Source organism: Streptomyces sp. HPF1205 (assembly GCF_020400825.1).
Lineage (GTDB): Bacteria > Actinomycetota > Actinomycetes > Streptomycetales > Streptomycetaceae > Actinacidiphila.
Genome location: NZ_JAINVH010000001.1, coordinates 35,216 through 47,605, shown reverse-complemented (window position 1 = coordinate 47,605; position 12,390 = coordinate 35,216). Strand labels below are relative to the sequence as shown.

Here is a 12,390-nt window from a genome sequence, read left to right as displayed (position 1 = left end):
GATACGGCCGGGCCGGGCGGACACCACCGCGGGGTCGCCGGTGGTGCTTATGCCGGTGAGCCGGTGCCAGGAGCCGAAGCCGGAGGCGTCGCGCACCACGTACCAGACGCATTTGTCGGCGCCGCGCGCGAAGACGTACGTGGCGCCGTCGACGGTCAGGGCGCGGGGGCCGCCGGTGAGGGCGGTCCCGGCGGCGGGCAGCGCGTGGAAGGACGACCACTGCGGGAGGGTGACGGGCGCTCCGGTGCGGCCCTGCGGGGCCGCCGCGCCCGCGGTGGGGGCGGTCGGCGTGCCGTGGCCCCCGGTACGAGTGGGCTCGGGGGTCGGGACGTGGTCGTCGCGCGAGGTACCGCTGCCGGAGCCGGAGGAGCCGGCGGCGGCGATGCCCCAGCCGCCGAGCCCGGCCACCGCGAGGGCCGCCGCCGCGGCGGCGGCGAACTTGATCCGCCGCTGCCGGATCACGTCGGAGACCGCCCGGTGCCGGGGGCTCGCGGGCCGGCCGGGCGCGGAGGCGCGGGCCCTGGCCGCGGCGGCGCCCCCGGTGCCCCTGGCGGCCCCCGCGCTCCTGGAGGGGCGGCCGGCGGCGAGTTCGTCGGCGGTGGGCAGCTTGATGCTGGTGTGGGTGTCGCGGCTGGAGTCGGGCGCGGCTCCCCGTACCAGCGGCACGGCGCCGCGGCGGCGGCCGGGAGTGGAGGGGGCGGGCGGGGCGGTGTCGGAGGGGGCGGGGCCGGGTTCGTCGCCGTAGGGCTCGGTGACCGCGCCGTCGGCGCCGGGCGCGGACACCTCCAGGGCGGGCAGGCCGGCCAGGCCGGGCAGCAATTCGCGCAGCCGCGCGCCCAGTTCGCCCGCGGTCAGCCGGGAGGCCGGGGCCTTGGCCAGGCACTGCGCGAGGATCTGCCACAGCGGTTCCGGCAGGTCCGGGAGCGGCTGCACGGTCTCGGTGACGTGGCGGCGCAGGACGGCCCCGGGGTGTCCACCGCCGAAGGGCGTGAAGCCGGCCAGGAGTTCGTACAGGACCGTGGCCAGGGCGTAGATGTCGACGGACGCGCGCGGCGGCAGGCCCTCGATGATCTCCGGGGCGAGGTAGTCGGGGGTGCCGATGATCCGGGTGGCGCGGGTGCGGCGCGGGGAGTCGACGAGGCGGGCGATTCCGAAGTCGGTGAGCAGGGCGGGCGGGGCGCCGCCGGGGCCGGGCGGGGCGGCGGAGTCCAGCAGGACGTTCTCCGGCTTGACGTCGCGGTGCACCACTCCGGCGGCGTGGGCGGCGGCCAGTCCGTCGGCGACGTCGGCGGCGACGGCCACGGCGGCCTCGGGGACGAGCCGGTGGTCGCGCTCCAGCCGGGACCGCAGGTCGGTGCCGCGCACCAGGTCCATCACCAGGGCGAGGTCGGTGCCGTCGACGACCAGGTCGCGGATGCCCACGATGTGCGGGTGGTCCAGGGAGAGCAGCGCGGTCCGCTCCTGTACGAAGCGGCCGACGAGGTCCTGGTCGGAAGCGAGGTCCTCGCGCAGCAGCTTGATGGCGACCGGGCCCTCGGGACCCTCGCCGAGCCACACGGTGCCCGCGGATCCCCGCCCCAGCACCTGGTGGGCGGTGTACCGGCTGCCGATCTTCCTGGCCAAGGCTGCTCTCCGACTCCTTCGACGGTCCTCCCCTTGGCTTTCGCCAGGGGTGACCCCAGCCGCTCGCCACTGGTGTTGGCGACAAAGCTACGCGGATGACGGGCCGTTCGGGGGACGGGGCGCCGGTGAGTGGGCGTTCTGCGGGAGAAATCACCCTCTGGAAGTCGACAAATCCCCAATGCGGCCGGGTGGTCGGGCCGTCGGGGCGGTCGCGGCTCCGGGGCGGGCCGCGGCTCCGGGGCGACCGCGGTCCTCGGGCGGTGGGCGGTGGGCGGTCGGGCGGTGGGGCGGTCGGGGTCGCCCGAACGGCCGTCGCCCGATCAGCTGTTGCCCTTACCCGGTCAGTCGGCCGGTCAGCCGTTGCCTCTACCCGGTCAGTCGGCCGATCAGCCGTTGCCCGAACCGCCGCCCGACGAACCGCCGCCCGAGTCACCGGTGATCGACGAGATCTTGTCGTAGACGGTGTGCACCCAGCTCGACGTGGCGTCCCACAAGTTCCGGGTGCTGTTCACCCAGTCGGGGAGCGGGGTGGTGTACCAGACCACCACGAAGATCACGACCAGGACGAGGATCACCGTCAGGCAGCCCTTGAGGCAGCCCAGGCCCGGGATCCGCATCGGGTTGGCGCTGCGGCGGCGCGGCTCACGGGGTTCGCGCGGCTCCCGGCCGCGGGACGGCTCGCTCGCGGGCGGGGCCGCGACGGGCGGCCGGTCGTACCGCTGCGGCTCGGGCCGGTAGTGCTGGGGCTCGGGCCGGTAGGGCTCGGGCTGCGGCTGCGGCGCGTACCCCCGGGGCTGCGGCTGCCGGTACGGCGGGGGCTGCTGGCCCCGCTGCGGGTAGCCGTAGCCCTGGCCCTGCTGCCCGGGGTGCGCCTGCGGGTGCTGCGGGGACTGGGGCTGCTGCGGCGGCTGGGGCTGCCGGCGCGGACGCCTCCTCAAGGGGTCCTGCTCGGGGTCGAGGTAGCCGACCTGGGTCTGCTCGTTGCGGTGCCGGGCCGCGCTGAGCTGGGACTCCCACGGGTGCGGGCCCTGGGCCTGCGGGGGCCGCTGCTCCTCCTCGACCGGCGGCAGCACCCGCGTACCGTCCTCGTCCTGGGCCTGCCCGCCGGCGCCGGGCAGCACGCCGGTCACCGCGTCGGGGTCGTACCTGGAGGGGACGGGCGGGGCGGGCGGAGCCGGAGGAGTGGCGGAAACGGAGGAGCCCGGCACGTGCGAGGCGCCGGACGGCAGCACCTGGGTGGGGTCGGCGTCGCTGGTCCGCTGCTGGGTGCCGGGTACGGGGGCCGGGTCCGGGTCGGGGCCGAGCAGCGAGCCGACGGCGAGCGCGGCCTCGGCCGCCGCCGGGCTGGCGTGCACGCCGACGCCGGCCGCGACGACCCGCAGGCCCCGGGCGAGGTTCTCCGCGCTGGGCCGCTGGTCCGGGTCCTTGCGCAGGCAGCGCTCGATGACCGTCCACAGCGGTTCGGGAACGGTGCTGGGGCGGCGCGGCTCGTCGTTCAGGTGGTGGTGCAGCACCTCGATGGCGCTCTCGCCACGGAACGGCGGGTGGCCCGTGACCAGCTCGTAGAGCAGGATCCCGGCGCCGTAGATGTCGACCGCGGACGTCTGGGGGCGGCCCATGGCGGACTCGGGCGCCACATAGGCGGGGGTGCCCACGAACTCGTGGGTACGGGTGACGCCGGGCGAGTCGGCCAGCCGGGCGATGCCGAAGTCGGTGAGCATCGGGTGCATGTGCTCGGTGCCGTCGTCGCCGCGGACGGTGGAGATCAGGACGTTGGCGGGCTTGAGGTCACGGTGGACGACGCCGTCGGCGTGGCTGGCGGCGAGCGCGTCGGCGACCGCGGCCGTGAGCAGGGCGGCGCCGACCGGCGTGAAGGGGCCGTTCTCGCGCAGGTAGCGGTGCAGGTCCGGACCGTCGATCAGGTCCATGACGAGCGCGAGGAGATCGCCCTCGACGACGAGGTCGCGGACCCTGACGATGTGCGGGTGGCGCAGGCGCAGCAGCACCGAGCGCTCGCGCAGGAAGCGCATCACCACGTCCGGGTCGCCGGCCAGTTCTTCCTTGAGCACCTTCACTGCGACGGCCGTGCCTTCGTCGTCGCGGACCCGGCCGCGCCAGACGGTGCCTGTGGCGCCGCGTCCCAGCGGCTCCTCCAGGAGGTACTTGCTGCCTACCGGCCGCACGTCGTGTGCTCCCTGCTCGATGGACGGTGCGCTCGCGCGTCCGCCCGCTGTGTCTGTGTCCGCTGCCCTGTCTGCCGCATCGTCCGCTGCCCGGTCCGCTCGGTCCACTCGGTCCGTTTGCCCTGGTGCCCGCTCCGGCGCCTGGTCCGGCTCCCGGTCTCGTGCCCGGTGTCCCGCCTGCTCCGGTGCCTCATCTCCTGCCCCGCCTCCTGCTCGCCCTCCTTCTGCGTCTGCTTCATTCGTCTGCTTCGCCCGCCGCCTCTGATGCTCTGTCCGCGTTCCAGTGTGCGGGCGTGTGCGTGGGTGGATCCTGCGTTCTGGGCTCACGGGCCGGTGCGGTCCGTTTGCGGCCGGACGCGATCGGCCGTGACCGGACGTGCCCGATTCCGGCAAGCGTAGTGCCGGGCGGCCCTGTCGCGTCCCGGTGGCGCCGCCGAAGGGCCGCGGCCGCGCCGCCCGCTTCCCCGGCAAGCCCCAGGTAGGACGCAGGGACGCCGTCAACGGTTGCCTGAGATGTCACACGCGTGGGGTAAGGGTGCCCCCCTCAAAGGCGCGGGCGAACCGCACGCCCGGTTTCCAGCGCCGCCGTCGTACGAGATGATCGTCATCCGGTCGGTCAAGATCACCGGGGGCGGTACCGGCGCAGGACTGTCGGTGGCGGGTGGGAGGATGCATCCGTACGGTCGGCCGGAGGGGACGGGGGTCCAGCCGTCCGTGCTTGCTGTGCTGGTCCGGCTGCCGCTGGCCGACCAGCGGTTTTACGTCGACGCGCCCGCGCGCGGCCGGGGAGGGGCTCTCCGACGCTGCCCGGGCCGGGCAGAAGGGACCGCGGACGAGATGCAGATCCGGCTGACCGTCCTCGGGCCGCGCGGGGGCCGTACCGCTCGCGGCTGCGATGTGCTCGTCACGGCGCCCGCGGGCACGGCGCTGAGCGCGGTCGCCGGCGCGCTCGCGTCCGCCGCCGGGTCCGGTCAGCCGGGCGGGCGGTCCTCCTCCGTGGCGTTGTACGCGGGCGGGCAGAGGCTCGCGCCCTCCGCCGTCCTCGGGACGCCGCCGCTGGTGGACGGCGCGCTGCTGTCCCTGCACGCCCCGGCCGGGCAGGTCGGCGAGGCGCCCGACGGCGACCACGGGCAGTACGGCCGCTTCGGGCAGTACGGCCGCCCCCCGGCCGAGCTCGCACGGCTGCACGTGGTCGGCGGTCCTGACGCGGGCGGGGTGCACCTGCTGCCCGGCGGCCAGGCCAGGATCGGCCGCTCGGCGGACGCGGACGTGCCGCTGGACGACCCCGACGTGTCCCGGCTGCACTGCGAGGTCGCCGTGGGCGCGGACGGCACGGTCACGGTGATGGACCTGGGCTCCACCAACGGCACCGCGCTGGCCGGCCGGCCCGTCGGCCCGCGCCCCGAGCCCTTCCCGGCCGGGAGCCTGCTGCGCATCGGTGAGTCCACCCTGCGCCTCGACGCCGGCGGGCCCGCCTCGTCCCCGCCCTCGCTGCCCACGCAGCCGGACGGCGACGGCCATCTGCGGGTCGCCGTCCGCGACGGCGCCCGCGGGAGCGTCCCGCAGGAGGTGCCGCCGGCCGGGCGGCAGGACGGATCGCCCGGCGCGGCCCCGCGGGCCGGCGCTTCCCCGGCGGGCCCGCGGACCACGGCGGGCGACGCTGCCGCGGGGCAGCACGCCGACGCCGGGAGTGCCTGGGACGTGCAGCGGCCGTTCGGCGCCCCCGGGAGGTCCCCGGAGGGCGCGGGGGCGTCCGACGCACCGCCGCCCGCGCCATCGGCCGCACCCTCCGCTCCGGCCGCGCCCCCCGCGGCGCCCGCCGTCCCGGCGCCGCGCCCCGCCGCGGGCACGCCGGCCGCGGAGAGGGCGGACGCGGAGCCCTCCCCGTATTCCCCAGGGGCGCACGACACCTTCGGACGCGGGCTGCCCGCCGAGGCCAGGCGCCGCGCGACCGGGGAGCGCGAGCGGCGGGCGGCGGGGCGTGGCGCCGGGACGGCGGCGGGCGGCGAGGCGCGCGGCGGGGTCGTCGGCTCGATAGGGGCGTGGGCGCGGCGCCGGCTGAGCGGGGGCGGACCGCGGGTCGAGGAGGGCCCGGCGGACGGCGGCCTTGAGGCCGAGGTGCTGCGCGAGCGCTGGCCGGACCCGTCGGCCGTGCTGCTGACCGCGCTCGGCCCCGGGCGGCGGCTGTGGGAGCGCGGGGTGGACCATCCCGACGCGATGACCGTGCGGCTGGGGACCGCCGACCTGCCCTCGCAGGACGGGAGACGGCGGCTGCCCGGCGTGCCGTTCACCATCGACCTGCGGGCGCCGCGCACCGCCGCGCTGACCCTGGCGGGCCCGCGCCCCCGGCTGTCGGGACTGGCCCGGGCGGTGCTCGCGCACTTGTGCGCCCTGCACTCCCCCGGCGCTCTGGAGGTGGTGCTGGTGTCGGCCGACCGCACCCGGTCCGCCGACCAGCGCGCGGAGGAGTGGTCCTGGCTGAACTGGCTGCCGCACCTGCGGCCCGTCCACGGCCAGGACTGCCGGCTGCTGCTCGCCTTCGACCGCGAGCAGGCCGAGGCGCGGGCCGCGGAACTGGTGCGGCGGGTCGAGGCCGGTCCGCTCGGCCCCGGATGGCCGGGCGCCGCCGAGGACCTGGTGGCCGCGGCGGCCGTCGCCTACGACGGGCCGTTCACCGTGCTGGTGGTGGACGGTGATCCCGGCTCGGCGCAGGTGCGCGAGGCGGTGGACCGGCTGGCGTTCGCCGGGCCCTCGGCGGGCGTCCACGTGCTGTGCCTGGCCGAGGCGGGCGAGCGCCCCGCGGTCTCCACGGGCGTGGTCGCCCGGCTGTCCGGCGACGTGGCCACCACCTTGCGGCTGGAGTCCGCCGGCGGTGACGGGCCGCGCGAGGGCGCCCCCGAGGACAGCGGCGAGGACGCGGACGGCGGGGACTGGTACGAGGAGGTGGTGCTCGACGCGGTGTCGGCGGCCTGGGCCGAGCACTTCGCGCGGGCGCTGGCGCCGTTGCGGGAGGCGGACGGCGAGGCGGGCCCGGCCCGCTCCCGGCACGCGCTGCCCGCGGCCGTGCGCCTGCTGGACGAGCTGGACCTGGCGCTGGCCACGCCCGCCAGGATCGGTTCGCGGTGGGCGCAGGCGCCCGCGGCCGTGCCGGGGGCCGGCGCCGTCCTCGGGGTCGGCCCGGGCGGGCGGGTGGGCGTCGACCTGGTGGCCGAGGGGCCGCACCTGCTGATCGGCGGCGCTCCCGGCTCGGGCAAGACCGAACTGCTGCGGTCCCTGGCGGCGGGGCTGGCCGCGGGCGAGCGCCCCGAGCGGCTGGCCCTGGTGCTGGTCGACGGGGCCGGCCAGGAGCACGGCGAGGGCCTGCTGGCCTGCGCCGACCTCCCGCACGTCTCGGCGCACCTGGTGGCCTCCGACCCGGTCCGCATGCGGGAGTTCGCGCAGGCGCTGACGGCCGAGCTCAAGCGCCGGGCGGAGGTGCTGGGCGGGCGGTCCTTCGCCGCCTGGCACGCCGAGCGGGTGGTGACCGCCGCGGTGCCCCGGCAGGGCGCACCCGGGGCGCGGCCCGCGGAAGGGCGCGGACCGTCCGCGTCCGCCCCCGGGCAGCGGCAGCGGCAGAGCGCGGTGCCCCGAGCCGCGCTGCCCCGACTCGTGGTGGTCGTCGACGACTTCGACGCGCTGGTCGCCCCGGGTTTGGGCAGTCCGGGACGGCCCTCGGCCGGTTCCGTGGTCCGCGCGCTGGAGGCGGTGGCCCGGGACGGCGAGGCGCTCGGCGTCCACCTGGTGGCCGCGACCGGCCGCCCCGAGCGGACCACCGGCACGGACGCGGACGGGCAGGCCCGGCTGAGGATCAGCCTGCGCGCCCAGGACCCGGAGTCGGCCGCGCTGGTCGTGCACGTCGAAGACCCCGCGGCCCTGGACGACCTGCCCGGCCGCGGGTACCTGCGCCGGCCGGGCGGCGCGGTGACGGTCTTCCAGGCGGCCCGGGTGAGCGCGCGCATCCCGCGGACGGCGACGCTGCGGCCCACCGTCGTACCCCTGGAGTGGGAGCGCATGGGCGACCCGCCGACCCGCCGTCCGCTGCGGGAACTGGGCAACGGGCCGACCGACCTGGCGCTGCTGGCCAGCGCGCTGCAGAGGGCGGCGGCGCCGGACGACCCGGCCGCGGCGCCGGCCGCGTTCACCCTGCCGTCGGTCTGACGCCGGGGCGGGCGGCGCCACCGGCGCCGCGAGGAGCCGCCCACCCGCGTCCCCGGACCGCGGTACGCCACCCGCGTCCCCGGATCACCGGCAAATCCGCCCGTACGGCCGGACCGACGAGCCGCCCCGGCGCCGGGCCCAGGAGCCGCCCGCCCGCGTCGCCGGACCGACGAGCCGCGGCCGTATTCACGAACCGCGGAACCGCCGCCCGCGCCCCCGGATCACCGGCACATCCGCCCGTATGCGGGCCCGCGCGCTCCCCTGTGCGCACCAGGGGACTCAAAACATGCCCCCGGCAACAGGTTTGACTCAAGATCACGGCATGGTCACGACCCCGCCGGGCACCCGTTCACCGTCTTGCATCGCCTCTCGGGGCGGGCGTAGGACGGACGCCACGGGACTGAGGGGATGGCCAGATGCGTACCTTGAAGCGCACACGCACCAGCCGCACTACGCGCATAGCGGTCGCCGTGGTCGCGGCGTCCGCGCTCGCGCTGACCGCCGCCGCCTGCGGCGGCGGCAAGAAGAAGGACGACAACTCCACGTCGTCGCAGTCGCCTTCGTCGTCGGCGGGCGCCACGACGAGCGGACTGCAACTGCCCGATCTGCACGGGCAGCACCTGGAGGTCGCCGCCGTGTGGACCGGCCCCGAGCAGAAGAACTTCCAGAAGGTCCTGGACGAGTTCGACAAGCGCACGGGGGCGCAGACCACGTTCGTACCGACCGGTGACAGCCAGTCGACGTTCCTCGGCACCAAGATCGAGGGCGGGGCGCCGCCCGACGTGGCGTTCCTGGCCCAGAACGGGGTGCTGCACCAGTTCGCCGACAAGGGCTGGCTCAAGCCGCTGGGCCCGCAGGCGCAGGCACAGTTGCAGCAGAACTTCTCGCCGGGCTGGCAGAAGCTCGGCGCCTGGAAGGGCAAGCAGTACGGGATCTACGCCAAGGCCGCCAACAAGTCGCTGATCTGGTACAACGCCAAGGCGTTCGAGAACGCCGGGGTGAGCGAGCCCAAGACGTGGGCGGACTTCCTGAAGACCGCCGAGACCGTCTTCGAGTCGGGCACCGCGCCCGTCTCGGTCGGCGGCGCGGACGGCTGGACGCTCACCGACTGGTTCGAGAACATCTACCTCAGCCAGGCGGGACCGGAGAAGTACGACCTGCTGGCGCAGCACAAGATCAAGTGGACCGATCCGTCGGTCACTCAGGCGCTCACCACGCTGGGCCAGTTGTTCGGCAACAAGAGCCTGCTCGCCGGGGGCACCAAGGGCGCGCTGAACGCGGACTTCCCGAAGTCCGTCACGCAGGTCTTCACCGGCTCCAACCCGGCGGCCATGGTGTACGAGGCGGACTTCGTCGCGCCGTTCATCACGGCGAACACCAAGGCGCAGGTGGGTACCGACGCGAAGGTGTTCCCGTTCCCGGCGGTGGGCAGCGGGAAGGCGCCGGTGGTCAGCGGCGGCGACGTGGCGGTCGCGCTGAAGGACTCCAAGGGCGCGCAGGCGCTGCTGACGTTCATCGCGTCCACGGACGCGGCGAAGATCTGGGTGAGCGGCGGCGGTGTGCTGTCGCCGAACAAGTCGCTGGACTTCTCCGCGTACCCCAACGACGTCCAGCGCAAGATCGCCCAGGCGCTGATCTCGGCCGGTGACGACTTCAGGTTCGACATGTCCGACCAGGCGCCGGCCGCGTTCGGCGGCACCAAGGGCGAGGGCGAGTGGAAGGACCTGCAGGACTTCCTCGCCAACCCGAAGAACATCTCGGGCGCGGAGGCGAAGCTGGAGTCCGACGCGGCCAAGGCGTACGGGGGCTGAGGCACGATGGCCGACGCCTCCCTGACCGGGACGGCGGGGGGCGGCGCCGCCGGCGCCGCCCCCGGGGGTCCCGCCATGCGCGGCTCCGGGGGCCCGCCGCCCCGCGGCGTCCTCGCGCGCAAGAGCGTCATGGGCACCCGCCCGTGGATCGCCGCCCTGTTCCTGCTGCCCGCGCTGGTCCTGCTGGGCGCCCTGGTGGCGTACCCGATCGGCTACACGGTCTGGCGCAGCCTGTACGACGCGAACGGCAGCGGCTTCGTCGGGCTGAAGAACTTCCACACCGTCTTCAGCGATCACGACATCCTCGTCGCGGTGCGCAACAACGCGATCTGGGTGGCGGTCGCCCCGACCGTGGCCACCGCGCTCGGCCTGGTCTTCGCGGTGCTCACCGAACGGGTGAGCTGGGGCACGGCGTTCAAGCTGGTCGTCTTCATGCCGATGGCGATCTCGATGCTGGCCGCCGGCATCATCTTCCGGCTGGTGTACGAGCAGGACCCCAGCCGCGGGGTGGCCAACGCCGTGGTGGTGGCCGTGCACGACACGTTCACCGGCAACTCCGCCTACCCGGGCGCCCGGCCGCGGCCGAACAGCGACCTGAGGCCGACGGCCGGCGGCTCGTACACCTCGCGGTCGACGGCGGCCATGGGCCGGCCCAACGACCTGCCGCTGATCGGCATCCCGCAGACGAATCTGCCGGGCGACGCCGGACAGGCCAAGCCCGCCGCGCCCGAGGCGGACGCCGTGACGGGCACGGTGTGGCTGGACTTCCGGCCCGGCGGCACCGGCGAACCCGGGGTGATCGACCCGGGCGAGAAGGCGCTGTCCGGGGTGAAGGTGCAGGCGGTGAAGGACGGCAAGGTGATCGCCTCCGCCACGTCCGGCAAGGACGGCACCTACACGCTGCCGGCCAAGGCCGCCGGGGCCCAACTGCGGCTGCCCGCTTCGAACTTCAACGGAAAGTACGACGGCATCAACTGGCTGGGGCCGACCCTGGTCACCCCGGCGATCATCGCCAGCTACGTATGGATGTGGGCCGGTTTCGCGATGGTGCTCATCGCCGCGGGCCTGGCCGGAGTGCCCAGGGAACTGCTGGAGCAGGCGCGGGTGGACGGCGCGAACGAGTGGCAGGTCTTCCGCCGGGTCACCGTGCCGCTGCTGGCGCCGGTGCTGGTGGTCGTCATGGTCACCCTGATGATCAACGTGCTGAAGATCTTCGACCTCGTCTACATCATCGCCCCGGGCAACACCCAGTCGAACGCCAACGTCCTGGCGCTCCAGCTCTACCTGTCGTCGTTCGGCGGCGGTGACGACCAGGGCGTCGGCAGCGCGATCGGCGTGATCCTGCTGCTGCTCGTCGTACCGGTCATGATCTTCAACATCCGGCGGCTGCGCAGGGAGGGACGGCGATGAGCGCGGACGCGACGGCCGGAACGGCGGGAACGACGGCGGCCGCCCCGGCCCGCACCCGCAAGGGCCGCGGCGGCAGGGGCGGTTCGAGCGGCACGGGCGGTACGGGCGCCGTGCGGGCGCGGCGCGGCCTGGGCGCGCGGCTCGCGGCCCGCGCCGGCAGCGGTGCGGCACAGGTCTTCCTGCTGGTGGTGGCGCTGTTCTGGCTGCTGCCGACGGTGGGTCTGCTGCTGTCCAGCCTGCGCAGCCCGTCCGACATCTCGGCCAGCGGCTGGTGGAAGGTGTTCACCTCGCCCTCGCAGCTGACGTTCTCCAACTACCGCACCCTGCTGGACAACCACGCCATCACGGACTCGCTGTGGAACACCGCGCTGATCACCGTGCCCGCGACCGTGCTGGTCGTGGTGATCGGCGCGCTGGCCGGCTACGCCTTCGCCTGGATGGACTTCCGGGGCCGCGACTGGTGGTTCCTGGCGGTGGTGGCGATGCTGGTCGTCCCCGTGCAGGTGGCGCTGGTGCCGGTGGCGAAGCTGTTCGGCGACATCGGCATCTTCGGCGACATCTCCGGGGTGGTGCTCTTCCACACCGCCTTCGGCCTGCCCTTCGCCATCTTCCTGCTGCGCAACTTCTTCGCGCAGATCCCGCGCGAGCTGCTGGAGGCCGCCCGTCTGGACGGCGCCGGCGAACTGCGGCTGTTCGTCCGGGTGGTGCTCCCGCTGGGCGGACCGGCGATCGCTTCCCTGGGCATCTTCCAGTTCCTGTGGGTCTGGAACGACATGCTGGTGGCGCTGATCTTCGCCAACAGCAACTCCCAGCCGATCACGGTGGCCCTGCAGCAGCAGGTGCGGCAGTTCGGCAACAACATCGACATCCTCGCGCCGGGCGCGTTCGTGTCGATGATCGTCCCGCTGGTGGTCTTCTTCGCCTTCCAGCGGCAGTTCGTGTCGGGCGTGATGGCGGGCGCGGTGAAGTAGGCCCGGCGGGTGAGTGGACCACCGGGTCAGCGGGTGCAGCGGGTCGGGCGGGTGAAGCAGCGGCACGGGCGGACAGGACACAAGGCGCGGAAGGGCCGAGCGGCGCACACCGGCCGAGCGGCACGAAAGGGCCGAGGGGAACGGAAGGGCGTAACCGGGGCGAAGCAGGCGCGTTCGCAAGAAGGGCGCGCATCC

Annotated in this window: 5 protein-coding genes and 1 pseudogene; 4 read left to right on the top strand and 2 right to left on the bottom strand. The window is 75.3% G+C overall.

Annotated elements, in window-relative coordinates:
* Window positions 1–285: 285 nt before the first annotated feature.
* Both K7G61_RS00130 and K7G61_RS00125 read right to left on the bottom strand, forming a co-directional pair.
* Window positions 286–1,623: pseudogene (locus K7G61_RS00130) on the bottom strand (serine/threonine-protein kinase); the annotation flags it as partial.
* A gap of 386 nt (window positions 1,624–2,009) precedes the next feature.
* Window positions 2,010–3,806 carry a serine/threonine-protein kinase gene (locus K7G61_RS00125; protein WP_225844396.1) on the bottom strand — a complete coding sequence of 599 codons (1,797 nt, stop codon included), beginning with the start codon at window positions 3,804–3,806 and terminating at the stop codon, window positions 2,010–2,012.
* 837 nt (window positions 3,807–4,643) lie between these two features.
* Here K7G61_RS00125 and K7G61_RS00120 point away from each other — a divergent pair.
* The 4 genes from K7G61_RS00120 to K7G61_RS00105 all read left to right on the top strand — a co-directional run bounded on the left by K7G61_RS00120 (window position 4,644) and on the right by K7G61_RS00105 (window position 12,195).
* The gene (locus K7G61_RS00120; protein WP_225844796.1) at window positions 4,644–8,003 is read left to right on the top strand and encodes an FtsK/SpoIIIE domain-containing protein; all 3,360 of its coding nucleotides are present in this window, start codon (window positions 4,644–4,646) and stop codon (window positions 8,001–8,003) included.
* A gap of 416 nt (window positions 8,004–8,419) precedes the next feature.
* Window positions 8,420–9,814, top strand: coding sequence for an ABC transporter substrate-binding protein (locus tag K7G61_RS00115; RefSeq protein ID WP_225844395.1), 1,395 nt, complete (start codon window positions 8,420–8,422; stop codon window positions 9,812–9,814).
* A gap of 6 nt (window positions 9,815–9,820) precedes the next feature.
* On the top strand, window positions 9,821–11,224 hold the full coding sequence (locus K7G61_RS00110; RefSeq protein ID WP_374204008.1) for a carbohydrate ABC transporter permease: 1,404 nt from the start codon (window positions 9,821–9,823) through the stop codon (window positions 11,222–11,224).
* Window positions 11,221–12,195 carry a carbohydrate ABC transporter permease gene (locus tag K7G61_RS00105; protein ID WP_225844394.1) on the top strand — a complete coding sequence of 325 codons (975 nt, stop codon included), beginning with the start codon at window positions 11,221–11,223 and terminating at the stop codon, window positions 12,193–12,195. The genes K7G61_RS00110 and K7G61_RS00105 overlap by 4 nt, the downstream gene beginning before the upstream one ends.
* Window positions 12,196–12,390: the final 195 nt, after the last annotated feature.

What these genes read in the sequence shown, in the direction of transcription:
- K7G61_RS00120 (WP_225844796.1), top strand. Translation starts at nt 4,644, where the DNA reads ATGCAGATCCGGCTGACCGTCCTCGGGCCGCGCGGGGGCCGTACCGCT.
- K7G61_RS00115 (WP_225844395.1), top strand. Translation starts at nt 8,420, where the DNA reads ATGCGTACCTTGAAGCGCACACGCACCAGCCGCACTACGCGCATAGCG.
- K7G61_RS00110 (WP_374204008.1), top strand. Translation starts at nt 9,821, where the DNA reads ATGGCCGACGCCTCCCTGACCGGGACGGCGGGGGGCGGCGCCGCCGGC.
- K7G61_RS00105 (WP_225844394.1), top strand. Translation starts at nt 11,221, where the DNA reads ATGAGCGCGGACGCGACGGCCGGAACGGCGGGAACGACGGCGGCCGCC.